The sequence below is a fragment of the Staphylococcus massiliensis genome (genome assembly GCF_043186315.1).
Lineage (GTDB): Bacteria > Bacillota > Bacilli > Staphylococcales > Staphylococcaceae > Staphylococcus > Staphylococcus massiliensis.
Genome location: NZ_CP171119.1, coordinates 1,614,725 through 1,640,579, shown reverse-complemented (window position 1 = coordinate 1,640,579; position 25,855 = coordinate 1,614,725). Strand labels below are relative to the sequence as shown.

Below are 25,855 nucleotides of genomic sequence, written 5' to 3'. Positions count from 1 at the left end.
GCCCTCCTTAAAATTCCGCAAGCTCTTTCATTTTAGCTTTAATCTTTTCAGGGTTCATCATAAACTCATCTTCAAGTGGCGGCGCGAACGGCATCGCAGGCACGTCAGGACCCGCTAGACGCATAATCGGTGCATCTAAGTCGAATAAACAATTTTCAGCGATGATTGCAGCAACCTCTGACATGACGCTACCTTCAAGATTATCTTCGGTAACAAGTAAGTTCTTACCTGTCTTTTTCGCGCGTTCGATAATTGTCTCTTTATCAAGCGGATACACGGTACGAAGGTCGACAACCTCTACTTCAATACCTTTTTCTTTAAGCATATCGGCAGCTTGAAGGCAGTAATTGACGCATAAACCATATGTAAAGACGGTTAAATCGCTACCTTCACGTTTTACATCTGCCTTACCTAAAGGCACTGTGTAATAATCTTCAGGCACTTCTTCTTTTAATAAGCGATAAGCTTTCTTATGTTCGAAGTATAAGACAGGGTCATTGGACTCAATTGAAGCAAGCAATAAGCCTTTCGCGTCATATGGTGATGAAGGGATAACAACTGTGAGACCAGGCGTTGATGCAAAGACACTTTCGATACTTTGTGAGTGATATAAAGCACCATGAATACCGCCACCAAATGGCGCACGAATCGTAAGTGGGCAGTTCCAATCGTTATTCGAACGGTAACGAATCTTAGCCGCTTCACTCATAATTTGATTGGTCGCAGGTAAAATATACTCAGCAAACTGTATCTCCGCAACTGGTCGTTTACCTACCATAGAGGAACCGATCGCAGTACCGACGATATTAGATTCAGCGAGCGGCGTATCAAGCACACGGTATAAACCGTATTTATCTTGTAAGCCTTTCGTTACGCCGAATACACCGCCTTTCTTACCGATATCTTCACCTAGTAAGTAAACCTGGTCGTCTTTAGCCATAGCTTGATCAAGTGCTTGGTGAATCGCATCTAAATATGAAATTTTAGCCATTTTGGAAGCTCCCTTCTTCATAAACATGCGTATACGTTTCCTCGATAGATGGATAACTTGATTTCTCCGCATCTTTCGTCGCTTTATTAACGATATCTTTGTGCTTTTGATCAACTTCGTCGAACCAAGCTTCATCGCACACACCGTTATCTAAGAGGTAATGCTTAAAGCGTACGTTACAATCTAAACGCTTGTCTTCATCTTTCTCATCCGTTGTACGGTACGAATCATCATCGTCTGATGAATGGGGTGTTAATCTTGAACACATCGCTTCAATTAACGATGGACCTTCACCAGCTAATGCACGTGCACGGGCTTCTTTCATAACTTTATACATCGCGATAGGATCATTACCGTCGACTTGTTCACCATGCATGCCGTACCCTATTGCACGGTCTGATAGTTTCTCAGACGCATATTGTAAGTTTTGTGGTACTGAAATGGCGTATTTATTATTTTCGATAACGCAAATTAAAGGTAGCTTATGAACACCAGCGAAGTTTAAACCTTCGTGAAAGTCACCTTGACTGGATGAACCTTCACCTAAAGTCGTTAACGCGATGTTCTCTTTACCATCCATCTTCATCGCAAGCGCAGCACCTACACCGTGAAGTACTTGAGTTGCGACAGTTGAACCTTGTGAAATAATACCACTTTCTTTACGACTGAAATGTGATGGCATCTGTTTACCACCCGAACTGACATCGTCACGTTTACCAAACGTCGACATCATCGTATCAAGAACAGGCATACCAAGTGCCGTCACAAGTGCTAAATCACGATAATAAGGAGACGTAATATCGCCTTGTTCCATCGCATATGCCATACCAATTTGCGCTGCCTCTTGGCCTTGGCAACTAATTACAAACGGAATCTTACCGGCGCGGTTCAAGAGCCACATTCTTTCATCTAGCTTACGACCTAGATCCATCCATTCATACATTTTCTTTAAATCTGATTCAGTCAAACCCACTTCTTTATAATCTATCATCAATTTGCCTCCTTATTAGACATGAATCGCGCTATTCTCTGTTTTTAAACCCATCTCCATAAGCACTTCACCGATTGATGGATGTGCATGCGTAGTTAAACCAAGTTCTAACGTTGAACCATTCATAAATTGAAGCAGTGAAACTTCATTAATCAGTTCAGTTACGTTAGGACCAATCATACTTAAACCGAGTATCTCATTAGACCCTTCTTCAACAACCATTTCACACATACCGTCCTGTGGCGTGAGACTTTCAATGACTGCTTTGCTATTCGCTTGAAAAGGCACTTTGTGCTTCTTCGCCTTAAAGCCTTGAGACTTCGCTGCTTCAAAGGTCATACCAATTGATGCAATCTCAGGTTGCGCATAAATACATTTAGGCATCTTGTTATAATCGATTTCAATTGGACGTTGGTCAAACATATGTTCAACAGCCGTGATACCTTCCTTAGAACCCACATGCGCAAGTTGAAGTTGACCAATGCAATCGCCTGCCGCATAAATATGACTATCGTCCGTTTGCATGTAGTCACTTACTTGGATAAAGTTACGGTCATCCAGTTGAACTTTCGTATTATTAAGCCCTAGATCATCCGTTAAAGGTGCACGACCAATCGCAACGAGCACTTTCTCAACCTCAATCGTTTGGTCTTGTAATTGAATGGAAACCGTATCGCCTTGTTTAATCGCGTCTTCATCAAGCATGACATTTTCATAAATATGAATGCCCTTCTCTTGAAAAGCCCTACGCAACTGCGTAACGATTCTCGGACTCTCATTCGGTAGAATCGAGGAGCTACCTTCTATTATATGTACGTCTACACCAAAGTCATTAAGCATTGATGCAAATTCGATACCTATCACGCCACCACCGATAATCGCAATAGAATCAGGGAATGACGTCATTTGTAATAAATCATCACTCGATAAAATTTGTTTATGGTCAAATGGTAAGAAAGGTAGTGACATTGGTTTAGAACCTGTAGTAATCAATACATGGTGGTTCGGTAATAATTCTGATTCACCATCTTCATATTCAACAGATACCGTGCCACTTTGAGGTGAGAATATCGATGAACCTAGTAAGCGCCCACGTCCGTGGTAAACGTCAATTTTATTCTGCTTCATAAGATGTTTGACGCCTTGATACATTTGGTTCTCAACTGTATCTTTTCGGCCAAATATTTGGTCGACATTTAATTTAAAAGCTTCAGTTTCGATACCGAATTCACTTGCATGTTTAATCGTATCTAAAACTTTAGCTGATTTAAGTAATGCTTTCGTAGGAATACATCCTCTATGTAAACACGTTCCACCAAGTTGATGTTCTTCAACAAGTGCAACGGACTTTTTTAATTGACTTGCACGGATTGCAGCAGAATAACCTGCCGTACCGCCGCCAATAACGACTAAATCGTATTGTTCTTTAGACATTGTTCAACTCCTAACGATAGTCTTTAGCTTCTTCATGATCAATAAATAAATCATATACACGTGTGGCTAAAGCATCCATTTCTTTTTCACCTGCGTAAATCGTAACAGGTGCTATCCAATCAACGTAACGTTTGATTTCGTCTGTTATATAAGTGTTATAAGCAAGTCCACCTGTCAAAATAATTTGGTCAACCTGTCCTTTTAAAGAAATTGAACGTTCACCAATTGCCTTTGAAACTTGATAAATACAACTGTCTACGGCTAACTTATATTCAGCGTTTTGATCCATCTCACGACATATAGACTCAACATCATTAGAACCACAAAGTGATATGAAGCCTGTCTTACGGCTTAAGAAATGATTGAAGTCCTTAGGTGACATCTGTCGTTCAAAGCCGTATTGATAGAGCGCGTCGTTAGGTACTGAACCTGCACGTTCTGGACTCATTGGACCTTCTCCTAGTAAACCATCGTTCACATCGACAACTTTGCCTTTAAGATGGGCACCAACTGTTGTGCCACCGCCCATATGCGCAACGATCACATTAATCTCATCATATGGTCGATTAACGGACTTCGCATACATACGTGCTACAGCCTTTTGGTTTAAGGCATGATAAACACTTTTACGGGCTACACCTTTAATACCTGTAACACGTGAGATTGGTATAAATTCATCAGTTACAGGTGGATCAAGTGTATAAACAGGTACACCGTACATATTACCTAACGTGTAACCAGTCATGGCACTTAAATTTGATGCGTGGGAACCATATTTAAAAGATGAAAGGTCTGCAACCATTTCTTTCGTGACATGATACACCCCGCCTTCAATCGGTTTTACAAGACCGCCTCGACAAGCTATACCATCAAAGTGATGTAAATCATAGCCTTCTGTACGTATGCGTGCATGAATTTCTTCAAGACGTTTCCCTTCTTGTTCGGATAAAGGCAAGGATGTTAACGCCATATCATGTTTTAAGTTTTCGTAAAAGACACATTGATTATCAAAATAAATTGCAATTTTTGAAGATGTACTTCCTAAATTTAAAACTAAAATTTTCGTTTCCATAAGCAATAATCTCTTTCCGTTTTTTATTATACTATGATATGTTTTCCAATTTAAAATTATACGTATTCGTAAATGAGTGCAATCATTTAAGTTACAATTCGACAAACGTAACTGATTTAAATGGCTTTTAAAGTGAGAATAGCGGTTAAATACTTGTTCTTAACGCTATCGGCACGAGACGTGATTCCTATCGGTAATGAAGCCCCTAAGATAATGCTCGCAACGTTCGCATTACTGAAATACGTTAATGTCTTATAAATCGCGTTCCCCACGTCGAGTTGAGGCACGATAATCACGTCAGCTTCACCAGCTACTTGGGATGAAATTTGCTTCTTGATCGCGCTGTGCTTATCAATCGCATTATCAAACGCGAAAGGACCATCAACTACGACATTCACATCAGACGTTTGTTGTTGATAATGCTCAGCGACTGCTTTCGCGTCGATAGTCGAAGGAATGTTCTTTGTTTCATATTCTACAGATGACAGCATCGCAACGTTTAATGACGTATACCCGATTTCTCTCGCAAAGGGCTCAATGTTATGGATCATGTTCATCTTATCTTCAACACTTGGTAACACGTTTAAAGCAACGTCCGAAATCATAAGTAATTTATGGTAATCTGGGATATCGAAACATGCTACATGCGATAAGAAACATTGGTCTTGAACTTGCTTTTCATATTTAAGTACGGCCTTTAAGATCTTTGAAGTCGTGATATTACCTTTAAAGATGACGTCAATTTCTTTCGACGCAATGTCGTTAAAAACATGTTCAAGCATGTCACTTTCATCTTGGTATGTCTTGATATCAATGCGTTCGTAATCTGATTGGGATAAATCGAATGAACGTACCATTTCTGATGTATCAGTTACATCATATAAAACTAGTTGTGCGCTTGTATGGTGTAGGACATCAATCATTGCCTTTAAAGTTGATTCATCGTTTGCTGCAACAATACCGATGCGACCTTTGAGATTGTCTATATCATTTAATACATCTTTAAATTGCATGATTTAGTTCAGCTCCTTAGCGACTATTTTGTTCAATCATTTCTTTCGCGTTCTCGCGTGTAATCGATGTAACTTGTGCACCTGAGATCATTCGTGCGACTTCATCAATTCGGTTGTCACCTTCTAGCTCTTGAACGGATGTTGTCGTACGGTCATCTTTTTCAACCTTTGAAATAAATAAGTGATGGTCACTCATAGCTGCTACTTGTGGTAAGTGCGAAATACAGATGACCTGGATATGCTTTGCAATGTCTTTCATCTTAACAGCCATCTTTTGAGCGGCTTGACCGGATACGCCAGAATCCACCTCATCAAATAATATAGCCGTTTGACCACGAGATTTAACAAAAATACTTTTCAACGCGAGCATAATACGAGATAATTCCCCGCCTGATGCGACTTTATTCAGGCTCTTTAACGGTTCTCCTTTATTCGGACTAATTAGGAACTCAATAAATTCTAAGCCGTCATGAGATGGTGAATCTAACTTTTTGAAGGAAATTTCAAGGTTTGCATCCTTCATTTGTAGATTTTGGATTTCATCTACAATATGGTCGCGTAACTCTTGGGCTACTTTACGGCGTTTCTTGGATAGTTGCTCACCGTATTTAATGACCTTATCGTACAATTCTTCTATCTCTTTACGTAGTTCCGCTGAACTTTCTTCATAGTTCTCAATTTTATGAATCTCATCCGCGATCGTTTCTTGATAAAGCAGTAACGACTTAATGTCCTTGCCGTACTTACGCTTTAAGTTATTAAGCAAGTTCATACGTGACTCTAATTCATTTAAATATTGCTCATCAAATTCTGTATTACTCATTTCATCATAAATCTGATGTTTGGCATCTTCGAGCAGATAATAAAACTGGTCGACTTGATCTTTGAGCTCTTGATACTGATCAGGGATGATTTCGTTGATATTTTGAAGTTCCGTTGATAGTTCGTATAAACGATCAGGGATCGCATTCTCATCTGTAAGCACCACGTGCGCATTATTAAGCGCGTAACTCAATTGTTCAGAGTTTTGTATCCGCTTTATTTCAGCCTCAAGGTCTTCAATTTCTCCTTCTTTAAGATGGGCCTCTTTTAATTCATCGAACTGAAACTTCATTAAGTCTAAACGTTGTAACAACGCTTGGTCAGCAGACTCTAAATTCTTAAGCTCTTTCTTTTTACTCACATATGCTTCATACGTCTTATGATACTGTTTGAGCTCCTTATCATATTGACCTTCAGCATACTGATCTAATAGCGTGAGATGATATTTCTGCTTCAAAAGAGACTGCGTCTCGTGCTGGCCATGGATATCTAATAATTCCTGCATGACCTTTCGCAAAGATTGAAGCGTCACAGTTTGATTATTAATTCGGCATATACTTTTACCCGAACTAAAGATTTCACGTTTCACGATTAAGAAATCTTCGTCTACATCGATGTCCATATCCTTTAAAATAGCGATAGCATCTTTCGCATTATCGATATCAAAGATACCTTCAATAGTCGCTTTCTTAGCACCATGACGTACAAAATCATGTGACGCGCGTACCCCTATTAATTGACCAATCGCGTCGATGATGATGGACTTACCCGCACCCGTTTCACCACTAAGTACCGTTAAGCCATCGCCAAAATGAACTTCCAGTTCGTCTATAATCGCAAACTGGCGTATTGATAATGTTTGTAGCATATTCTCACATCCTATAGCATATTAAAGATTCTGTCTTTAATTTCCTTAGCTGCATCTTTGTTTCTGCAAATAAGTAAACATGTATCATCACCACAAATGGTACCAAGTACTTCGTCCCAATCGATTTGATCGAGTATCGCACCGATTGATTGCGCATTACCTGGTAACGTTTTAAGTACTAAAAGATTGTCAGTACCTTCTATATTAACGAACGAATCCATTAAATAACGACCTAGTTTTTCTAAAGGGTGATACTTGCGGTCGTTAGGCAAACTATAGACATAATGGCCGGTTGGTGCTGGCACTTTAATAAGTTGTAACTCTTTAATGTCACGAGAAACTGTCGCTTGAGTGACATTTAATTCAAAATCGTTCAGTCTTTTGACTAACTCTTCTTGAGTTTCAATTTGTTCATTTGTGATAATTTCTCTGATTTTAATGTGTCTAACCGATTTCTTGGCCACGACGAACACCTCTTATTTTGAATATTTATACATTCATTTTATCACAAGCAAATTTTTACAACTACTAATAACCATGTAATGTAAGGGTATTCACGAATGTTTTGATTTTTCGTTTATGTATAAATTGAATAAATGCATGATTATGACGCATTTGAAAGTCAGCGATTTAATAGATAACTACGTTTCTTATTACGAGCGATTAAGCCGGTTTTGTGACTTTAATACACGATGAAGGGAAATTCAATACATTAAAATCAAAAAAAGGACTTAAGACATGTAAGTCAATTTCGATATGGCGTTCATTCTAGGTCTCGACCTATTACAATCGCGATTTAGAAATTGAATGAATAAGCATAAAAGCTTTACTCGTTTAAATGTCTTAAGTCCATCTAAGAATGCTAAAGTACTTTTCAAGGAAGTAAAAAAGCATTCGATGTGTATTAAAGAGATTGTTTAAGATTGTGTGTTGAAAGCATTTCAGTTGTTGCTTTCACAATGTTTTCGGCAGTTAAACCGATGTCACGAAGGATTTCTGAAACGTCACCGTGTTCGATATACTCATTAATAATACCAAAGCGTTTAGTTTGATTAAGAAATTGATTATCCATAAGAAATGATTGAATTTGACTACCTAGTCCACCCGTTAACATTGCTTCTTCAACAATAATCATTGGTGTTTGCTTACGACCTAACGTCATTAGTAGAGATTCATCCATTGGCTTGATAAAGCGTGCATTAATTACTGACGCTTTGATACCATAATCTTCAAGCAGCTCTTGCGCCTTCTCAATCATTGAAACGCTTGGTCCATAGCTAATAAGTGCAACATCGCTACCTTCATGGATAACTTCCCATTTACCAATAGGTAGTTCTTGTTTCGTTGTGTCGAGTGGCACACCTAAACCATTACCTCTTGGATAACGGATTGCGACTGGGCCATTTTCATATTTCATGGCAGTATGAACGAGATGTTGTGCCTCATTCTCATCTTTAGGCATCATAATTGTCATATTAGGACACTGACTTAAGAAACCAATGTCAAAGACACCTTGGTGTGTTTCACCGTCTGCACCAACTAATCCAGCACGGTCAACACCAAAGATAACGTTTAAGTTTTGACGATCCACATCGTGTAACACTTGGTCAAAAGCACGTTGTAAGAATGTTGAATAAATCGCTACGTACGGTTTCATACCGTCTACAGCCATACCTGCAGCCATCGTAACGGCATGTTGTTCTGCGATACCAACATCAAAGAATTGCTCTGGTAATTCATTTTGGAATTTCGTTAACTTAGAACCTACTGGCATTGCAGGTGTGATCGCTACGACACGTTTGTCTGATTTTGCATAATGAAGTATTTCATCGCTCATAAACTGACTCCATGAAGGACCAGCGCTAGTACCTTTAATCTGTTCACCAGTTTCAAGTTTATAAGGTCCAAGACCATGCCAAGTACCGATTGTATCGAGTTCAGCTGGCTTATAACCTTTACCCTTTTTCGTTACAACATGAATAATGACTGGTTTATCGATTGATTTAGCTGTCTCAATTGACTCTCTAAGTTCGTGGAAATTATGTCCATCGACTGGTCCGATGTAACGAATACCTAACTCTTCAAAAAAGGCACCGTCTACCACGAGGTATTTCAAGCTATCTTTTAAACGATCAGCTGATTCACGTAATCGACTGCCACCTGGTAACTTGCTTAGTACAGTTTCCGCATCTACTTTTAGACGATTATAGCCTTGATTCATGCGAATACGGCCTAACATATTATGCATTGCGCCAACGTTCGGGGCAATACTCATTTCGTTATCATTTAAAATGATATTGATATTCGTTTTATCATGGCCAATATTATTTAAAGCTTCAAGTGCCATACCACCTGTTAAAGCACCGTCACCAATAATTGGAACAACGTGATGGTCTTCGCCTCTTATATCACGTGCTTTCGCCATACCATGTGCTGCTGATAAAGATGTTGAACTGTGACCTGCTTCCCACACGTCATGTTCAGACTCTTTTAATTTAGGGAATCCACATAATCCTTTATATTGTCGTAATGTATCAAATTGTTCACCACGGCCAGTCAATATTTTATGAATATATGATTGATGCCCCACATCGAAAAGTATCTTGTCAGTAGGACTATCAAAATACTTGTGTAATGCAAGTGTTAATTCAACAACACCTAAGTTAGCACCAATATGTCCACCAGTGATCGAACATTTTTTGATGAGAAATGTTCTGATTTCTTCGCTAAGTTGAATCAGTTCCTCGTCATTAAGACTTTTTAAGAATGATGGATCCTGTATTTTTTCTATATCCACATATATCACCCTTAATTTAAGTTGAAATAATTCATATGCAAGTTACGTTTAATCATTTAAGTTAATCATAATACCCAATTAATGTAAACGTAAAGTGTAATGACTATTTATTTCGTGCGTTGATACATTAATTTTGTGATTTCTTGGAGCTCTGATGTATCAAATTCATTTTCTAATTCGTTTAAAGCGTTGTGAGCTTGATCGACATATGCATGTAGACGTGCGTTTGTCTCTTTCTCGCCTAATAATGAAACATATGTATTTTTATTGTTCGCAACGTCGCTTCCTGTCGGTTTACCGATTTCGGCTTCGTCACCATATATATCAAGTAAATCATCTTTAATTTGGAAAATCATCCCAAGTGCATCGCCGAATGTATCTAATGCATTAAGGTATTTCCCATCTACTTTCGCAATGTGTGCACCTGCTAAAACAGCGTATTTAAGTAAAGCACCAGTTTTATAGCGATGAATGGTTTCAAGTTGCGATAGTGAGATTGTCTTATCTTCACTCTCCATATCAATCGTTTGACCACCAATCATGCCCATATGTCCACTTGCGATAGCTAGGTCTTTGATTAATTGAACCTGAATCGTTGGTTCTAGCTTCTCATCTTTCGTGATGATTTCGAATGCTTTTGTTAAAAGCGCATCTCCGGCTAGAATGGCTTTCCATTCACCATAAACTTTATGATTCGTTAATTTACCACGTCTATAGTCATCGTTGTCCATAGCGGGTAAATCGTCATGAATCAGTGAGTACGTATGAATCATCTCTAGCGCTATAGCGGTTTGATAACCATTTTGTACGGCGTTAGGATCAATCATATCAATGGTAAGTAACATGAGTAAGGGGCGAATACGTTTCCCGCCTGCTTGAAGTGAATAGCGCATGCTTTCTTCTAGGTTCGTATTCAGTTCTGAAGTTTCAATCGATTGTTCGATGACGTTATTTATATCATCAATTGTTTGCTTCATGTGTGGCGTTATCATGATTATTATCCTCTTCTTCTTTAATCATTTCGTTCACTTTTTCTTCAGCATTTTTAAGCGTTTGATCACATTTCGTTGATAATTCCATGCCGCGTTGATAGAGTTCTAACGACTCTTCTAGGGAAACTGTTTCGTTATCAAGCTTTTGAACAATGTTTTCAAGTTCTTGCATCATGTCTTCAAAGTTTTGCTTCTTACTCATTTTTACACCTAACTTTCTTTACGATTGCATCGACGTTGCCATCCTTCATAGTAAGTTCAATTTCATCATTTTCTTTTAAAGCTTGTGTGCTCGTCACAACTTTATCGTCTTTATTCACGATGGTATAACCACGTAGCATCGTGTTAGTAGGACTGAGATTGTTAAGTCGTTCTAGTTTATTTACATAGGCATTTTGATGATGCTTTAAGGTTGATTTCATTGTTTGTTGAAGCCTAGAACTTAACTTAGCTTTTGTCTCATTTAGATGAGTCACACGTTCATTTAATTGTTTGAGATTAAAACGTTGATTATACAAGCTTAATTGATAGGTCGTGTTTTGAATTCTCAACATCATTGTTTGTATAAGTTGCTTTTCAAGATCATCTTTCCTTTGAAGTTGTTGATCATAAAGTAATGTAGGTTGTTTGAACTTATAATAAGATGATAGATGAGATAAATGTTTGGAATGATGTTTTAAAAGTTGTTGCATTGACCTTGTAAGTGTTAACTTCGTTTGTTTTAGTTGTTGAAGTAACTCATACTTATCAGGAGTCGCGATTACAGCTGCTTGCGTAGGTGTGGCAGCTCTAACATCAGCTACAAAGTCACTAAGCGTGAAGTCAGTCTCGTGACCAACCGCTGAAATAATTGGCGTTTGGCATTCATATATTGCTTGAACAACTTCTTCTTCATTAAAGTTCCATAAATCTTCTATAGAACCGCCACCACGACCGATAATGATCGTGTCTACACCTAATGCATCAGCCTTTTGAATGTTTTGAATAATATCCTGTTTCGCTTGTTTACCTTGTACTAAGGTATTGATTTGAACTTGTTCCACAAGTGGATAGCGCTTATTAATCGTAGAGTGAATATCTCGAATCGCAGCACCCGTGCTCGCTGTTAATACTGCAATTTTTTGAGGGTATTTTGGAATGGGCTTTTTAAGAGATTGATCAAAATAGCCTGCTTTGTGTAACTTCTTCTTAAGTTCTTCAAGTCGTTGGTATAAGTTACCAATACCATCTAATTGCATTTTATTAACATAAATTTGATAACTTCCTCGTGCCTCATAAACAGAAACACGTGCTTCAATTAAAACTTCGTCACCTTCTTTAGGTTCAAAGTTTAATTTTGAAGCATTTCCTTTAAACATCATCGCGCTGATTACGCTTCCTTTGTCTTTTAAAGCAAAGTAAAGGTGACCGCTAAAGTGCTTTTTAAAGTTGGAGATTTCACCTTTAATAAGCACCGTTTGAAGATGCGGGTCTTGATCAAATTTATATTTAATGTATTTCGTGAGTGCTGAAACACTTAGATATTTTGACATAAAATCACTCAATCATTTTTAATAATATTACTTAATACGCCGTTCACAAATTTGTAGTGACCTTCGTCACTATATTGCTTGGCAAGTTCGATGGCTTCATTAATGATAACTTTATCAGGCGTATCACTATAACCGATTTCATAAGTAGCGATACGTAGAATGATGCGATCAGATTTTAAAAGACGAGAAATCGTCCAGTCCTTTAAATAGGGTTGAATCTTATTATCAAGAACAGATTCATGATCTTTAACGCCTGATACAAGCCAGTGAATGAAGTCGAAGTCTAAATCTGGATAATCATCTTTAATAAATGAAATCGCTTCATCAATTGAAAGTTCGGTATCTTTCATCTCTAATTGGAATAAAGTTTGAAAAGCTTGAGCTCTTGCTTGTGTTCTACTCATATTATGCTCCTTCATTTCTGTAAATTTCTACTAGCGCACTTTTTTATTATGAGACACTTCGATGTGAGAAATATGAATATTGACTTGTTTAGGTGTAATCGCAGACATCGTTTTTATTGAATTATGAATAGCATTTTGAACTTTGTGAGCAGTCTCAGAAATGCGTGTGCCATATTTAAATGAACAATACACATCAATATAAATTTCGTTATCTTTCGTTTCTACTTTGATACCTTTGCTTGGATTTCTCTTACCGAATCGCTCTAATGTTATATCTTTAAAATCAGAGAACAATCCATGCACGCCTTCAACCTCTGATGCAGCAATGCTTGCGATGACGGAAATAACCTCTGGTGCGATTTCTACATTACCTAAATTCGGGTGTTCTTTGGCAATAGCTTGAACCATGGTTTTTGCCTCCTTTATTAACTATTATTCTCCATTCATAATATCATGAATTTCCAAGAATTTCGTTGAAAAGAATCCTTTTCGGAAAACATCATGATTTAATAAACGTAAATGGAATGGAATTGTCGTATCAATATCAAGCACGACAAATTCGCTTAATGCACGAATACCTGTTTGAATCGCTTCATCACGCGTTGGTTGATGCACGATTAATTTGGCCACCATAGAATCGTAGTAAGGTGGAATCATATAGTTTGTATAGCAAGCAGATTCGATACGTACGCCCATACCACCAGGTGTTAAGTATTGCTCAATTTTACCAGGTGATGGCATGAAGTTTTGATATGGGTTCTCTGCATTAATACGAAATTCCATCGCGTGACCATTAATCTGAATGTCATCTTGCGTGTATGGTAATCGTTCGCCCATAGCTACTTTGATTTGTAGTTTAACTAAGTCGACTCCAGTAACCATTTCAGTTACAGGATGCTCAACTTGGATACGCGTATTCATTTCCATGAAATAGAAGTCATTCGTATCTAAATCATAGATAAATTCAATTGTACCTGCATTGACATAATTCACGGCTTTAGCAGCACGTACTGCCGCATCGCCCATTTCTTTACGCTTATCTTCAGATATGATCGGTGATGGTGCTTCTTCAACGAGCTTTTGCATACGGCGTTGGATCGTACAGTCACGTTCCCCTAAGTGAATAACGTTACCATATTCATCACCAATAATTTGAATTTCAACGTGTCTAAAGTTTTCTATAAATTTCTCAAGATATAAACCGCCATTACCGAAAGCTGTCTCAGCTTCTTGTTGAGTCATCTTATAACCGTTTTCAAGCTCTTTAACGTCGCGAGCTACACGGATACCTTTACCGCCACCACCTGCTGTTGCTTTAATGATAACTGGGTAACCGATACGTTTAGCTGTCTTCTTAGCTTCCGAAATGGAATCAACTAAGCCTTCACTACCTGGAACTACAGGAACTTCAGCACGTTTCATTTCTTCTTTAGCAACGTCTTTGATTCCCATTTTTTGTATTGAGCTATAGTTTGGTCCAATAAATTTTAATTGGCAAGCTTCACATAGTTCAGCGAAATCCCCATTTTCCGCTAAGAAACCATAACCTGGATGTACCCCGTCACATCCAGTTGCTGTTGCGATTGAGAGTATGTTTGGAATATTTAAATATGAATCTTTAGATTGCGTTGGACCTACACAGTATGCTTCATCTGCTATTTGAGTATGTAAAGCGTCTTTATCGCCTTCAGAATAAATCGCTACTGTTTGTATCCCTAGTTCATGGCATGCTCGAATAATTCGAACTGCAATCTCCCCACGGTTAGCAATTAGAATTTTCTTCATCATTATTTCACCTTAAATAACGGTTGGCCATACTCTACCATTTGTCCGTCTTCTACTAGAATTTCAACAATCTCGCCTGATACTTCGGCTTGAATTTCGTTAAATAATTTCATAGCTTCTAAAATACAAACAGTGGATTCGTTAGATACTTTATCTCCAACTTGAACATATGCAGGTTCATCTGGTGATGGTGCTTTATAGAATGTACCAACCATTGGTGCAGTAATTTTTTGCGTACCATCGTCTTCTTGATCGTTAGAACCTGGGTTTGATTGGTCAGACGTATTGACTGGTGCTTGTGGTTGAGCAGGTTGGTTATGTACTGGTTGAGCTTGAACACTTTCACGGATAACTTCTTTTTCCTTCTTAAGTGTTACATTATTCCCCTTACTTTCAACATTAATTTCGGTTAAGTTAGAATTGTCTAATATCTCTATTAATTCTTTAATCTCTTTAAAATTCATTTCGACTGACTCCTTCAGTTAGATTTCGTCTATCCTGTTATTTTACTTTACAGATTTTATCAATTCAAGTAAATCACGCATATACATTTACCCTAAACTCATGTATGATACATCATTTTAATTGATAAATATGTACACATAGTAATAGTAACATTTTATGAGTTTCAATGAACAGAAATATAGGTAGGCTTACGCTATAATTTCCTATTGATATAGAAAAATTCTCAATCTCTTAAGTCAGCACGACGTAAATAGCTTAATATTGAGTAAAAAACTCAACAGTGCTAAAGGTACGCAGGCTGTATAAGAAATTGAGAATCATGGTTCAAACTTAGCAATGATTTGACGATTATGCTCTTGAACTATAGCTTCCGTCAGAAGTGTTAATAACTAATGCGTCACCTTCATTAACGAAAAGTGGTACGTTTAACGTATAACCAGTTTCAACTGTAGCTGATTTCGTAGCACCAGTTGCTGTATCGCCTTTGATACCTGGTTCAGTATCCGTAACTGTAAGTTCAACAGTTTTAGGTAATTCAATACCGATTGTTTCACCTTCATAAGATTGAATTTGAACTTCCATGTTCGCTTTTAAGAATTGAAGTTCATATTTTAAGTAATCTTCAGGTAATTCAATTTGATCGAACGTTTCGTTATCCATGAAGACATGGTTTTCACCATCTGCATATAAGTATTGCATACGGCGGTTTTCAATCATTGCTGGTTCTACTTTTTCACCAGCACGGAATGTTTTCTCTTGAATCGCACCTGTACGTAGGTTACGTAACTTAGAACGTACGAATGCAGAACCTTTACCTGGTTTAACGTGTTGGAAGTCTACAACTTTCCAAATACCGTTATCTACAGAAATAGTTAAACCTGTTTTAAAATCATTAACCGAAATCATTCAGTTTCCTCCTCATTATGCTTTCATTATAAAATAATAAGTTCTTTTGACGAATTAGTAAAGCGTTGACACCCATCTTCAGTGATTAAAATGTCATCTTCAATACGTACGCCACCTAAACCTTCTACATAAATACCCGGTTCAATTGTAACACATTGATTGACTTTTAAAGTGGCATCAGATTTGAATGACAGTACTGGTGCTTCGTGTACATCGAGCCCGATACCATGACCTAGTGAGTGACCAAAGTTATCACCATAGCCTGCTTCAGTAATAATGTCACGCGCTACAGCATCAAGTTCTTTACAACCCATGCCTGCTTTCGCTTGTTTCACAGCTTCTTCTTGTGCTTTTAAAACAATGTTATAAATTTCTTTCATTTTAGGATCAGGGTCGCCGACCGCAAATGTACGCGTAATATCTGAAGCGTAGCCTTGATAATAAGCACCAAAGTCGAGTGTAATCATATCGCCTTTCTCGATTACTTTATCACTAGCAACACCATGTGGTAATGCGCCACGATAGCCTGAAGCTACAATCGTATCGAATGACGTGTCATCAGCACCAAGATGAAGCATTTTACTTTCTAGGTATGCTTTAACTTCTTTCTCAGTCATACCTGGTTTTACAACTGTTAAAATATATTCATAGGCATCATCCACGATTTTAGCTGCATGTTGAATAATCTCAATTTCTTCTTGAGTTTTAACTTGTCTGATTTTATCAATATCAAAATTTACCGAAGTTAAGGTAAAATCAAATGCATTTAAAGCCTCATATGTATCGTAAGGTACATGTGGACCTTCAAAGCCAATTTCTTTAAGTCCTTTAGATTCAATTAGCTCGCCAACGGTAGCAATTAAATCCTTCGTTTGCTTAACGATTTCAAAGCCTTTAGCCTGTTCATTAGCTTGTTCGATATATCTAAAGTCAGTGACAAGGATTGATTCTTTAGATGTGATTAACAGCGCACCGCTCGTTCCTGTAAAGTTTGAAACGTAGCGTCTATTGAAATCAGATAATATGATTAAGGCATCTAGATCTTTCTCTTTTAAAATGTTTTTCACATTTTCTAATTTATTCATGTCGTCATCCCCTTTAAATATTTGTACTAAGTAACGCTATACATTAAAATGATAGCATACATACTTTATAAAAATTAATTGAATAGGAAGATTATGAGATGAAAAAAAGTTTGTTGCTACTTATTTCAGGTTCGTTATTATTAACTGCTTGCGGGAGCCAAGATTTAGCTCCAATTGAAGAGAAAACAACTAAATTAAGAGAATCTAACCATAAAACAAAGCTTAAGATTCAAGAACTTAAGACAGATATCTCCGATAAAAAGGAACGTCTTCATGGTCTTGAAATGGATATGGAGAACGGTAAACAGGCCAAACAAAATCAAAAGCATTCTGATTATCTAGAAGCTTCTGCTAAGTATTATGAAGATATTACGCATATTATTGAGGAATATGCCAAGATAGATGAAGAAGTTACGGAAAATAAAGGTGAAGATGAAATTAATGAGCAGTTAGATGAATTACAAGAGAAAGCTAGCACTGCTTACGATGATTATAAGTCTAACATTGAGGAAGTTTCTAAAATATCTAAAGATGATGACAAACAAATTAAATCAATAAATAAGAATTTAGATAAAGCATTAACTGAAATCAAAGATGGTTATCGTGATAAAGATGATAAGAAAATAACTAAAGGTAGACAGAAATTACGTGAAATTACTTATGTAAATCAAGAAACTGAAAGTAATGATTCTGAAACTACATCACAAGAATAGAGGTGAAAGCATGGGTCAAAAAATATTCTTTTGGTTTATTGTCATCGTTGCCTTAATAGGAATTGTTCTCAATTTTAATATGTTTATGGATAGCTTCATTAGAATGATAATCTCCCTATTAATTTTAGTAGGTATTGGATATCTTATATACCATTTCTTCTTCTTAACCGAAGATCAACGGAAATATCGTCGTGCGTTGCGAAAGAACAAACGACGTCGTAGAAAGTAAGAGAAAGCCCTAGTTGACCATATATCATCTAGGGCTTTTAAAGTTGAAATAAATCTTTAATATGTGAGATGTCGTTATTTACGGTAATTCCACTCGTCAGACTTAAATTTCGCTTCTAGTTCTTTAATTTCTGCTTCTTGGGCTTCTGTAAATGTTAAAGGCTTGAATTCGATATTAAGACCTTTTTTAAAGCCAGCTTCAAATGCTTCTTCCATTTCTTCTAAGGTAATGTGTTTATCAGCAATATCGTTAATTGCGACTGCTTTATCGATAAACGCCTTTTTCATTTTGTCTTTAAGGCGATCATTTTTGAAGATGAACATATCGAATAAGTCATCAATGTCAACCTCTTGCAAGATAGAACCATGTTGTAAGATAACGCCCTTTTGTCTAGTTTGCGCGCTACCTGCAATTTTACGACCTTCTACTACAAGTTCATACCAACTTGGCGCGTCAAAACATACAGCACTACGTGGTTGTTTTAATTTCTCACGTTCTTCTTTTGAACGAGGGACAGCAAAATAAGCATCAAATCCTAATGATTTAAATCCTTCTAACAGTCCTTCTGAAATCACTCGGTATGCTTCAGTTACTGTCTTTGGCATATTTTCATGTGATTCAGGTACAATCACACTGTAAGTTAACTCTTTATCATGTAATACCCCGCGTCCGCCTGTTTGACGACGTACGAGACCATATCCTTTTTCACGCACCATATCGATGTCGATTTCTTTTTTTAGTCTTTGGAAATACCCTACTGATAATGTAGGTGGATCCCAAGTGTAGAATCTAACTACTGGATCTATTTCACCTCGAGATACAAAATTTAACAGTGCCTCATCGACTGCCATATTGTAAAACGGGTCGTTGCTTCCAGTGTTAATAAAGTTCCAAGTTTCAGTCAATTATAAAACTCCTATCTAAATATATCTATGTATATTGCACTAAATTCTAACTTTTCACATTATATTAATTCATAAATTTTTCAATGAAAAAGTTTTGAAAATTAACTAGAACAGTCTTATAATTATAATATCGGTATTTTAGGGAGGATGCAAGATGAGTAACTTTTGGTTTATAGCCCTAGCAATATTAATTATTATTGTGCTATATATGGTCTATCAATTTTTCATGAATAAAAAATCAGTTACTGAATTAAACCAAAATGAATTTAGTGATGGTTTACGTAAATCTCAAGTTATTGATTTAAGAGAGAAAGTTGATTATGACTACGGCCACATTAACGGTGCTCGAAATATTCCTATGACGATGTTTCGTCAACGTTATAAAGGCTTACGTAAAGATCAACCGATTTACTTAATTGATGCGAATGGTATCGCTAGCTACAGAGCAGCTCGTATCCTTAAGAAAAAAGGTTACACTGATATTTATATGCTTAAAGGCGGCTATAAAAAATGGACAGGTAAGATTAAGTCTAAGAAATAAGCTTATCTCACCAATTTATTTTATTATAATTATTAAAACACCCAAACCACTGCTATGTGGCTTGGGTGTTTTTTAGTGTATCGATTAATATGTTATTTATTCTTTTTCAGCTTTTAAACCTTCAAATTTTAAAACAGGTTTACGCGCAGCTTGTGTTTCATCTAAACGGTCGATAATCGTATTATGAGGTGCCTCTAATACTTTATCAGGATCTTCTTTAGCTTCATTAGAGATTTGAATTAAAGCGTCACAGAAGTAATCTAAAGTGTCTTTAGATTCAGTTTCTGTAGGCTCAATCATCATACCTTCTTGAACGTTAAGTGGGAAGTAAATTGTAGGTGGATGTACACCAAAGTCTAAAAGACGTTTAGCCATGTCTAATGTACGTACACCTAGTTCTTTTTGTTTAACACCACTTAGAACGAATTCATGTTTACAATATTGATCGAATGGAATTTCGAATTCTTCTTTAAGACGCGCTTTGATATAGTTTGCATTTAATACAGCTGATTCAGATACTTCTTTTAAGCCTGTAGCACCCATAGAGCGGATGTACGTGTATGCTCTAAGATAGATACCGAAGTTACCGTAGAACGGTTTAACACGTCCGATAGAATTTTCAATATCATTGTCATATTTAAAGCTGTCGCCCTCTTTAACTACAAGTGGTTTAGGCATAAATGATTTTAATTCTTTCTTAACGCCGATTGGGCCTGAACCAGGACCACCACCGCCGTGAGGACCAGTGAATGTTTTGTGTAAGTTTAAGTGTACAGCGTCAAAGCCCATGTCTCCAGGACGTACTTTATCCATGATGGCATTTAAGTTAGCACCATCGTAGTATAATAAGCCGCCTGCTTCGTGAACGATTTTACCAATTTCCATGATGTTTTGTTCGAAAATACCAAGCGTATTTGGGTTTGTTAACATGATCGCTGCAGTGTTTTCATTAACAAGCTCTTTTAAGTGCTCAATATCCACTTCGCCGCGTTCGTTAGACTTAACTGTAACTGATTTAAATCCAGCGAATGCCGCAGAGGCTGGGTTAGTACCGTGAGCTGAGTCAGGTACGATAACTTCGTTACGGTGACCTTCACCATTTTTCTTATGATACGCTTTGAAAATCATTAATGCTGTCCACTCACCGTGAGCACCAGCTGCAGGTTGTAACGTTACTTCGTCCATACCTGTGATTTCTTTAAGTTCTTCTTGTAAGTTATACACGATTTCTAAAGAACCTTGAACTTGTTCAACATCTTGTAAAGGATGTGATTCACTAAATCCAGGAATTCGTGCAACTTTTTCATTAATTTTAGGGTTGTACTTCATCGTACATGAACCTAATGGATAGAAACCGTTATCGATACCGAAGTTTTTATTAGAAAGCTCAGTATAGTGACGAACTAAATCTAATTCAGCAACTTCAGGTAATTCTGCTTTTTCTTTACGGATGAATTTCTCATCTAAAAGTGACGAAGCTTTTTGACCTTCAATATCTTTTTCTGGTAATGAATAAGAGAATCTACCTACTTTAGAACGTTCAAAAATTAATGGACTTGATTTACTGACCATTTACTTCACCTGCTTTCTTAACGAATGTATCAATCTCTTCTTTAGTTCTTAATTCTGTAACTGCAATTAACATATGATTGTCAAAGTCGCTAGATGCAGCACTTAAGTCGAAACCACCGATAATATCTGCTTCAAGTAATTGTTTATTAACTTCAGCAATTGGTTTATCGAATTTAACAACGAATTCGTTAAATGACATACCATCTAATACTTCGAAACCGTTATCTTTAAATTGTTGTTTTGCATAGTTTGCATTTTCAAGGTTACGTTCAGCAATTTCTTGAATACCTTGTTTACCAAGAGCTGACATCGCGATAGATGAAGCAATCGCGTTTAACGCTTGGTTTGAACAGATATTTGAAGTCGCTTTGTCACGACGGATATGTTGTTCACGCGCTTGTAATGTTAATACAAAGCCACGGTTACCATGGTCATCTTGCGTTTGACCTACTAAACGACCTGGTACTTTACGCATTAACTTTTTAGTCGTTGCGAAGTAACCACAGTGAGGACCACCAAATTGAGCTGGAATACCAAATACTTGAGTATCACCAACAACAATGTCCGCACCAAAGCTACCTGGAGGTGTTAATAAACCTAGAGCTAATGGGTTAGCGTATACAATGAATAATGCTTTTTTATCTTCAATGAATGACTTGATCTTTTCTAAGTCTTCAATAGAACCATAGAAGTTAGGATATTGAACTGCAACAGCAGCTGTATCGTCATCGATAGCGTCTTGTAACTTTTCTAAGTCCGTTACTGTACCGTCAAGATCAACTTCTACGACTTCAAAATCTTCTCTAATTTCTGCATAAGTGTGTAGTACTTGAAGCGCTTGGTAATGTAAGCCTTTAGATACTACGATTTTGTTTTTCTTCGTTTGAGCAAAAGCTAAAATACAAGCTTCAGCAAAACTTGTCATACCATCATACATAGATGAGTTAGCGATATCCATATCTGTAAGTTCACAGATTAATGTTTGGAATTCGAAAATTGCTTGTAGTTCACCTTGTGAGATCTCAGGTTGGTATGGTGTGTACGCAGTATAGAATTCAGATCTTGAAATCATCGCATCTACAACTGCAGGTGTGTAATGATCATAAACACCAGCACCTAGGAAAGATGTGTGTGTTTCTTTAGTAATGTTTTTACTTGCGATTTTATTTAATCTTTTTAAAAGTGTTGTTTCTGGTACTGCCTCTTCAATGTTTAATTTGCGATCTAATAAGATTTCTTTAGGAACGTCACTATATAACTCATCGATAGAGTTAACACCAATAGTTCCAAGCATTTCTTTTTTGTCTTGTTCTGTTAATGGAATATAACGATGACTCACAATATACACCCCTTATTTATTGATATGATTTTTCTTAACAATTTTAGCTTCTACTTGACGCTTACGAACTTGAATAATGATTGTTTTACCAAGTTCATATTCATCTCTCTTAATCATAGCTAGACCAATTGATTTGCCTGATGATGGAGATTGTGTACCTGAAGTTACAACACCGATTTCTTCACCATCTTCGTTGTATACTTCATAGCCAGTACGAGGGATACCTTTACCAACTAATTCAATACCAACTGAACGACGTGGTGAACCATTTTCTTTTTGTTCTTTAAGTACGTCTTTACCAATAAAGTCCTCTTCAATTAGAGGTTTACAAGCAAATGCGATACCGCCGTCATATGGCGTAATATCTTCTGATAAGTCTTGACCATGTAAAGGTAAACCAGCTTCTAAACGTAACGTGTCACGTGCACCTAGACCACATAATGTTACATCTTTATCAATGAAGCCTTCCCATACAGCTAAAGTATCTTCAGCCTTCGTATAGATTTCAAAACCGTCTTCACCAGTGTAACCTGATTGAGAAAGTAATACTTTTTTACCGAATATTTCGACATTTTGTTTAAATTCAAACGGTTTCATTTCTGAAACGTCAACGTCTACTAAAGATGCAACTAGGTCACGTGCTTTAGGACCTTGAACAGCAATTTGGCCATAGTCTTTAGATACGTTCGTAACCTCAGCATCAAAACCATTTTTATGGTTAGCCATCCATTCGTAATCTTTATCCGTATTAGCAGCGTTAACGACTAATAAATATTTATTATCATCTAACTGATAAGTGATTAAATCATCAATTACGCCACCTTTTTCGTTACATAAAGCTGTGTATTGTGCTTTTTCAGTAGTTAACTTAGAAGTGTCGTTAGATAATAAATATTGAACAAGCTTAGAAGCTTCAGGACCTTCAATTAAGATTTCTCCCATGTGACTTACATCGAACATACCAACGTTTTCTCTAACCGCATTGTGTTCTTCTTTAATGCTAGAGAATTGAACTGGCATTGCCCAACCACCGAATTCCACGATTTTAGCATCGTGATCAACAAAACTTTGATAAAGTGGTGTTTGTTTTAATTCATTTGACATATTGAAACCCCCATTTTAAATGATAAATAAAAAAGAGTGACAAGTAACTTGCCACCCTGTTGAATATCCTTCAGGAATGCGTCCCAATGTTATCCTTTTGCCTGAGAGATTCGCGTAATGCTTGCTCCTTCGGCGATGATTTTTGTATCATTCTCTCTAACATTGATCATTCGCGTTAATTTGATTCATAATTTCTTGGTAGGAATCATGAATAACCTGGTTCGTATTCACTTTTATGAATGCGATTTCATTATATCTTGAATGCCTTGAACAATACAAGTTTTTTAATTCGTCTAAAGTTTTACCATTAGCGTTTGGACGGTTTGAATCAGTGTTCACACGATGGTAGATTGTATCGATATCGCAATCTAACCAGACGACATTTTGACATGATTCTAAAAGTTTAAGAGATGTATCGCTTTCAATAATGCCACCACCAGTAGCGATGATGTCGTATTGATGCATACAATCCTTTAAATAATCATGTTCAAGCTTTCTAAAATGAGACTCGCCGTCTTGATCAAAAATTTCGGGAATCGAACGATTTTCATTAACTACAATATAGTGATCTAAATCTATAAACGTTGCTTGAAGTTTTTCTGCGAGGTACTCGCCTAAAGTTGTTTTACCTGTCCCCATAAAACCGACTAGGATAATTGGTTCATTTCGTTCCATCTCGTGCTTCATCCTTTTTGATTGATTTGATATATACGTTGATTTCATGGTCATAATATTGCTCTAAATGATAAAGCGTTTTAAATTTAAGTTCATATTGAATGATGTAATATGCCACGATTGACATATACAAACTAAATAATATGAGTACGCCGGGTAAAATAAATCCTTTGTTACACATAAAAAAGCTTTTCATAGGCATATTGACCTCTTTTATTAAGTATTTTAACGCTAATCATATCATTTGGTAAACGTATAAACTCTAGATCTGATACTTGATAAAGTAACGTGATGTCCCCTCTACCATTTACCGTTTTATGGATTTTATGATTTCTTATAAAAACACGTATGATATCTCCATCCTTTTCAAAAGTTAGCGCATCCTTTCGAACATGAACCTGATTACGTTTAACATGTTTTAAATCGTCTGTTAAATCTCTCATAAAAAATTCGAGTTGAACGTCGTTAGAATTATAGATTTGAAATTCTAACTGTCCTAACGTACGAATCATTAAAGGTAAAAGGCTCAGTACGAGTGACAGCACGAGCATCGCAAACAACATTTCAATATAAGTGAATCCACTACTTCGTTGCACACGTTTCATACTTTAACCCTTCATGTATGACGCATACACGACCTTTTTTAGATTCAATCTTATAAGGATGAAGTTTGTAAGATTGCGTTTCGAATTGGTGATGTTTTAAATGCGTAAATAACATTTGTTTCATTTCAACTTGACGTTCGATTTCTTCAAGCTTTTGGTTGAGTTGATTAAAAATTGGAATTAGGATAAACGTAATCGTTGAGAGAACAAACATCGCTAACAAAGTTTCAATGACTAATGACCCTTGGTTATTTTTTAACAATTCTAAAACGCCCTCTTTCTATATGGAAGATAAACCCATAATCTTGTTCACCAAATCTAATATCAATTCGACCAAATTGTTTTAAATGACCATCTTTTGTAAATGTTAGTCCGTTTATATTACTTGAAGGTAAAATTTTACCGCCTCGTAATGGCAATCGCTTTGGTTCTCGCTCCCCTTGCTCATATAACGTTATATAGTCTCTATAAGGGTTTAAAGTCACATGTATCGTTTTTTGCTGTCCAATTGCTTTTGCTTGAATGTAATTTAATTCTGATACAAAGTGTTTTACTTGTCTTTCAGAAGCTTGATCTCGGTTAATTAAAGCTTGTAAGTGTAGCGTAATCGTGAGCATAACGCTAATAACCATCAAGACTAATAGCATTTCTAATAAGGTGAATGCCTTATTTTCGCGCAACCGCTTCACCATTCACAATTGAAATCGTTGCACCATTTTTACATGTTTTTTGATTCTCTCTTAAAAAGCCATCATTAACAAGCTGATCAATCGAAGTAGGTTTTTGATTATGCTTAAGCGTGTAAGACTCAATTTGGCTATTTACCATTTTAGTTTGTGCTTCACATCCAGTAGCTTGAATATGTTCAGTTTGTTTCGCGATGTTCGGTAATATCAATATTAAAAGTAGAGATACCACTAACAAAACGACTAACATTTCGAGCAAGGTAAAAGCTTTATTATTTCGGAAAGTTTGTTTCAATTGTTGTAATTTTTGATTCATAGATGTCACTCCC

The 25,855-nt window shown here is 36.7% G+C and carries 30 protein-coding genes and 1 riboswitch; of the genes, 3 read left to right on the top strand and 27 right to left on the bottom strand.

Annotated elements, in window-relative coordinates:
• Positions 1–7 precede the first annotated feature (7 nt).
• The 17 genes from ACF3N8_RS08010 to ACF3N8_RS07930 form a co-directional block, all read right to left on the bottom strand.
• Positions 8–991 (bottom strand): alpha-ketoacid dehydrogenase subunit beta, encoded by a 984-nt coding sequence (locus ACF3N8_RS08010; protein ID WP_009382499.1) that lies wholly within the window; start codon positions 989–991, stop codon positions 8–10.
• The gene (locus ACF3N8_RS08005; protein ID WP_009382501.1) at positions 984–1,982 is read right to left on the bottom strand and encodes a thiamine pyrophosphate-dependent dehydrogenase E1 component subunit alpha; all 999 of its coding nucleotides are present in this window, start codon (positions 1,980–1,982) and stop codon (positions 984–986) included. The genes ACF3N8_RS08010 and ACF3N8_RS08005 overlap by 8 nt, the downstream gene beginning before the upstream one ends.
• A gap of 15 nt (positions 1,983–1,997) precedes the next feature.
• On the bottom strand, positions 1,998–3,416 hold the full coding sequence (gene lpdA, locus ACF3N8_RS08000; protein WP_238102068.1) for a dihydrolipoyl dehydrogenase: 1,419 nt from the start codon (positions 3,414–3,416) through the stop codon (positions 1,998–2,000).
• 10 nt (positions 3,417–3,426) lie between these two features.
• Positions 3,427–4,488 carry a butyrate kinase gene (buk, locus tag ACF3N8_RS07995; protein ID WP_238100777.1) on the bottom strand — a complete coding sequence of 354 codons (1,062 nt, stop codon included), beginning with the start codon at positions 4,486–4,488 and terminating at the stop codon, positions 3,427–3,429.
• Positions 4,489–4,604: 116 nt separating this feature from the next.
• Positions 4,605–5,501: a phosphate acyltransferase gene (locus ACF3N8_RS07990; protein ID WP_238100778.1), complete on the bottom strand. Its 897-nt coding sequence runs from the start codon at positions 5,499–5,501 to the stop codon at positions 4,605–4,607.
• Positions 5,502–5,517: 16 nt separating this feature from the next.
• Positions 5,518–7,191, bottom strand: a complete 1,674-nt coding sequence (recN, locus tag ACF3N8_RS07985) for a DNA repair protein RecN (RefSeq protein WP_238102069.1) — start codon at positions 7,189–7,191, stop codon at positions 5,518–5,520.
• Between the two features lie 11 nt (positions 7,192–7,202).
• Positions 7,203–7,655, bottom strand: a complete 453-nt coding sequence (gene ahrC / locus ACF3N8_RS07980) for a transcriptional regulator AhrC/ArgR (RefSeq protein ID WP_009382507.1) — start codon at positions 7,653–7,655, stop codon at positions 7,203–7,205.
• 440 nt (positions 7,656–8,095) lie between these two features.
• A complete protein-coding gene (gene dxs, locus ACF3N8_RS07975; protein WP_392449810.1) occupies positions 8,096–9,988 on the bottom strand; it encodes a 1-deoxy-D-xylulose-5-phosphate synthase in 1,893 nt (630 codons plus the stop codon).
• 107 nt (positions 9,989–10,095) lie between these two features.
• Complete coding sequence (locus ACF3N8_RS07970; protein ID WP_009382509.1) at positions 10,096–10,980, bottom strand: polyprenyl synthetase family protein; 885 nt, start codon at positions 10,978–10,980, stop codon at positions 10,096–10,098.
• Positions 10,949–11,182: an exodeoxyribonuclease VII small subunit gene (locus tag ACF3N8_RS07965; RefSeq protein WP_009382510.1), complete on the bottom strand. Its 234-nt coding sequence runs from the start codon at positions 11,180–11,182 to the stop codon at positions 10,949–10,951. The genes ACF3N8_RS07970 and ACF3N8_RS07965 overlap by 32 nt, the downstream gene beginning before the upstream one ends.
• Entirely contained in the window at positions 11,175–12,512 is a 1,338-nt protein-coding gene (gene xseA / locus ACF3N8_RS07960; RefSeq protein WP_009382511.1) for an exodeoxyribonuclease VII large subunit, read from the bottom strand. Before xseA ends, ACF3N8_RS07965 begins: the two co-directional genes overlap by 8 nt.
• An 8-nt stretch (positions 12,513–12,520) precedes the next feature.
• Positions 12,521–12,916: a transcription antitermination factor NusB gene (gene nusB / locus ACF3N8_RS07955; protein WP_009382512.1), complete on the bottom strand. Its 396-nt coding sequence runs from the start codon at positions 12,914–12,916 to the stop codon at positions 12,521–12,523.
• Positions 12,917–12,946: 30 nt separating this feature from the next.
• A complete protein-coding gene (locus tag ACF3N8_RS07950) occupies positions 12,947–13,324 on the bottom strand; it encodes an Asp23/Gls24 family envelope stress response protein (RefSeq protein WP_238100781.1) in 378 nt (125 codons plus the stop codon).
• A gap of 24 nt (positions 13,325–13,348) precedes the next feature.
• A complete protein-coding gene (accC, locus tag ACF3N8_RS07945; protein WP_392449809.1) occupies positions 13,349–14,701 on the bottom strand; it encodes an acetyl-CoA carboxylase biotin carboxylase subunit in 1,353 nt (450 codons plus the stop codon).
• A gap of 2 nt (positions 14,702–14,703) precedes the next feature.
• Positions 14,704–15,165, bottom strand: a complete 462-nt coding sequence (gene accB / locus ACF3N8_RS07940; RefSeq protein ID WP_238102070.1) for an acetyl-CoA carboxylase biotin carboxyl carrier protein — start codon at positions 15,163–15,165, stop codon at positions 14,704–14,706.
• A gap of 349 nt (positions 15,166–15,514) precedes the next feature.
• The gene (gene efp / locus ACF3N8_RS07935; protein WP_009382517.1) at positions 15,515–16,072 is read right to left on the bottom strand and encodes an elongation factor P; all 558 of its coding nucleotides are present in this window, start codon (positions 16,070–16,072) and stop codon (positions 15,515–15,517) included.
• 26 nt (positions 16,073–16,098) lie between these two features.
• On the bottom strand, positions 16,099–17,157 hold the full coding sequence (locus ACF3N8_RS07930; RefSeq protein WP_392449808.1) for a M24 family metallopeptidase: 1,059 nt from the start codon (positions 17,155–17,157) through the stop codon (positions 16,099–16,101).
• Between the two features lie 98 nt (positions 17,158–17,255).
• Between ACF3N8_RS07930 and ACF3N8_RS07925 the strand changes: the two genes are divergently transcribed.
• On the top strand, positions 17,256–17,870 hold the full coding sequence (locus ACF3N8_RS07925; protein WP_238093422.1) for a hypothetical protein: 615 nt from the start codon (positions 17,256–17,258) through the stop codon (positions 17,868–17,870).
• A 10-nt stretch (positions 17,871–17,880) separates the two neighbouring features.
• Positions 17,881–18,099, top strand: a complete 219-nt coding sequence (locus ACF3N8_RS07920) for an SA1362 family protein (protein ID WP_026048946.1) — start codon at positions 17,881–17,883, stop codon at positions 18,097–18,099.
• A gap of 74 nt (positions 18,100–18,173) precedes the next feature.
• Here the strand turns inward: ACF3N8_RS07920 and ACF3N8_RS07915 are convergent, their stop codons facing one another.
• A complete protein-coding gene (locus ACF3N8_RS07915) occupies positions 18,174–19,004 on the bottom strand; it encodes a biotin/lipoate A/B protein ligase family protein (RefSeq protein WP_009382523.1) in 831 nt (276 codons plus the stop codon).
• 154 nt (positions 19,005–19,158) lie between these two features.
• Between ACF3N8_RS07915 and ACF3N8_RS07910 the strand changes: the two genes are divergently transcribed.
• Positions 19,159–19,545, top strand: coding sequence for a rhodanese-like domain-containing protein (locus tag ACF3N8_RS07910; RefSeq protein ID WP_009382525.1), 387 nt, complete (start codon positions 19,159–19,161; stop codon positions 19,543–19,545).
• Positions 19,546–19,641: 96 nt separating this feature from the next.
• Here ACF3N8_RS07910 and gcvPB read toward each other — a convergent pair whose 3' ends face one another.
• From gcvPB to comGC, 9 genes are all read right to left on the bottom strand, one after another.
• Positions 19,642–21,117 (bottom strand): aminomethyl-transferring glycine dehydrogenase subunit GcvPB, encoded by a 1,476-nt coding sequence (gcvPB, locus tag ACF3N8_RS07905; RefSeq protein ID WP_009382526.1) that lies wholly within the window; start codon positions 21,115–21,117, stop codon positions 19,642–19,644.
• Entirely contained in the window at positions 21,107–22,456 is a 1,350-nt protein-coding gene (gene gcvPA, locus ACF3N8_RS07900) for an aminomethyl-transferring glycine dehydrogenase subunit GcvPA (protein WP_009382527.1), read from the bottom strand. The genes gcvPB and gcvPA overlap by 11 nt, the downstream gene beginning before the upstream one ends.
• A gap of 12 nt (positions 22,457–22,468) precedes the next feature.
• Entirely contained in the window at positions 22,469–23,560 is a 1,092-nt protein-coding gene (gene gcvT, locus ACF3N8_RS07895) for a glycine cleavage system aminomethyltransferase GcvT (RefSeq protein WP_009382528.1), read from the bottom strand.
• A gap of 79 nt (positions 23,561–23,639) precedes the next feature.
• Positions 23,640–23,730: riboswitch (glycine riboswitch) on the bottom strand.
• On the bottom strand, positions 23,717–24,235 hold the full coding sequence (locus tag ACF3N8_RS07890) for a shikimate kinase (RefSeq protein ID WP_009382529.1): 519 nt from the start codon (positions 24,233–24,235) through the stop codon (positions 23,717–23,719). It overlaps the preceding riboswitch by 14 nt.
• Complete coding sequence (locus tag ACF3N8_RS07885) at positions 24,222–24,431, bottom strand: hypothetical protein (protein ID WP_009382530.1); 210 nt, start codon at positions 24,429–24,431, stop codon at positions 24,222–24,224. The genes ACF3N8_RS07890 and ACF3N8_RS07885 overlap by 14 nt, the downstream gene beginning before the upstream one ends.
• Complete coding sequence (gene comGF, locus ACF3N8_RS07880; protein ID WP_009382531.1) at positions 24,409–24,840, bottom strand: competence type IV pilus minor pilin ComGF; 432 nt, start codon at positions 24,838–24,840, stop codon at positions 24,409–24,411. The genes ACF3N8_RS07885 and comGF overlap by 23 nt, the downstream gene beginning before the upstream one ends.
• Positions 24,818–25,102 carry a competence type IV pilus minor pilin ComGE gene (comGE, locus tag ACF3N8_RS07875; RefSeq protein ID WP_009382533.1) on the bottom strand — a complete coding sequence of 95 codons (285 nt, stop codon included), beginning with the start codon at positions 25,100–25,102 and terminating at the stop codon, positions 24,818–24,820. Before comGE ends, comGF begins: the two co-directional genes overlap by 23 nt.
• Complete coding sequence (gene comGD, locus ACF3N8_RS07870; RefSeq protein ID WP_392449807.1) at positions 25,089–25,532, bottom strand: competence type IV pilus minor pilin ComGD; 444 nt, start codon at positions 25,530–25,532, stop codon at positions 25,089–25,091. Before comGD ends, comGE begins: the two co-directional genes overlap by 14 nt.
• A complete protein-coding gene (gene comGC / locus ACF3N8_RS07865) occupies positions 25,507–25,842 on the bottom strand; it encodes a competence type IV pilus major pilin ComGC (RefSeq protein ID WP_238100785.1) in 336 nt (111 codons plus the stop codon). Before comGC ends, comGD begins: the two co-directional genes overlap by 26 nt.
• Positions 25,843–25,855: the final 13 nt, after the last annotated feature.

Bases quoted from the DNA above. Each gene is read 5' to 3' on its own strand.
- efp (WP_009382517.1), bottom strand. From the start codon at position 16,072: ATGATTTCGGTTAATGATTTTAAAACAGGTTTAACTATTTCTGTAGAT.
- gcvPB (WP_009382526.1), bottom strand. From the start codon at position 21,117: ATGGTCAGTAAATCAAGTCCATTAATTTTTGAACGTTCTAAAGTAGGT.
- ACF3N8_RS07990 (WP_238100778.1), bottom strand. From the start codon at position 5,501: ATGCAATTTAAAGATGTATTAAATGATATAGACAATCTCAAAGGTCGC.
- ACF3N8_RS08010 (WP_009382499.1), bottom strand. From the start codon at position 991: ATGGCTAAAATTTCATATTTAGATGCGATTCACCAAGCACTTGATCAA.
- recN (WP_238102069.1), bottom strand. From the start codon at position 7,191: ATGCTACAAACATTATCAATACGCCAGTTTGCGATTATAGACGAACTG.
- ACF3N8_RS07965 (WP_009382510.1), bottom strand. From the start codon at position 11,182: ATGAGTAAGAAGCAAAACTTTGAAGACATGATGCAAGAACTTGAAAAC.
- ACF3N8_RS07890 (WP_009382529.1), bottom strand. From the start codon at position 24,235: ATGGAACGAAATGAACCAATTATCCTAGTCGGTTTTATGGGGACAGGT.
- ACF3N8_RS07950 (WP_238100781.1), bottom strand. From the start codon at position 13,324: ATGGTTCAAGCTATTGCCAAAGAACACCCGAATTTAGGTAATGTAGAA.
- ACF3N8_RS07970 (WP_009382509.1), bottom strand. From the start codon at position 10,980: ATGATAACGCCACACATGAAGCAAACAATTGATGATATAAATAACGTC.
- ACF3N8_RS07920 (WP_026048946.1), top strand. From the start codon at position 17,881: ATGGGTCAAAAAATATTCTTTTGGTTTATTGTCATCGTTGCCTTAATA.
- lpdA (WP_238102068.1), bottom strand. From the start codon at position 3,416: ATGTCTAAAGAACAATACGATTTAGTCGTTATTGGCGGCGGTACGGCA.
- gcvT (WP_009382528.1), bottom strand. From the start codon at position 23,560: ATGTCAAATGAATTAAAACAAACACCACTTTATCAAAGTTTTGTTGAT.
- ACF3N8_RS08005 (WP_009382501.1), bottom strand. From the start codon at position 1,982: ATGATAGATTATAAAGAAGTGGGTTTGACTGAATCAGATTTAAAGAAA.
- accC (WP_392449809.1), bottom strand. From the start codon at position 14,701: ATGAAGAAAATTCTAATTGCTAACCGTGGGGAGATTGCAGTTCGAATT.
- ACF3N8_RS07930 (WP_392449808.1), bottom strand. From the start codon at position 17,157: ATGAATAAATTAGAAAATGTGAAAAACATTTTAAAAGAGAAAGATCTA.
- ACF3N8_RS07925 (WP_238093422.1), top strand. From the start codon at position 17,256: ATGAAAAAAAGTTTGTTGCTACTTATTTCAGGTTCGTTATTATTAACT.
- comGC (WP_238100785.1), bottom strand. From the start codon at position 25,842: ATGAATCAAAAATTACAACAATTGAAACAAACTTTCCGAAATAATAAA.
- nusB (WP_009382512.1), bottom strand. From the start codon at position 12,916: ATGAGTAGAACACAAGCAAGAGCTCAAGCTTTTCAAACTTTATTCCAA.
- comGD (WP_392449807.1), bottom strand. From the start codon at position 25,532: ATGGTGAAGCGGTTGCGCGAAAATAAGGCATTCACCTTATTAGAAATG.
- ACF3N8_RS07885 (WP_009382530.1), bottom strand. From the start codon at position 24,431: ATGAAAAGCTTTTTTATGTGTAACAAAGGATTTATTTTACCCGGCGTA.
- buk (WP_238100777.1), bottom strand. From the start codon at position 4,488: ATGGAAACGAAAATTTTAGTTTTAAATTTAGGAAGTACATCTTCAAAA.
- comGF (WP_009382531.1), bottom strand. From the start codon at position 24,840: ATGAAACGTGTGCAACGAAGTAGTGGATTCACTTATATTGAAATGTTG.
- ACF3N8_RS07910 (WP_009382525.1), top strand. From the start codon at position 19,159: ATGAGTAACTTTTGGTTTATAGCCCTAGCAATATTAATTATTATTGTG.
- xseA (WP_009382511.1), bottom strand. From the start codon at position 12,512: ATGTCAAAATATCTAAGTGTTTCAGCACTCACGAAATACATTAAATAT.
- accB (WP_238102070.1), bottom strand. From the start codon at position 15,165: ATGAATTTTAAAGAGATTAAAGAATTAATAGAGATATTAGACAATTCT.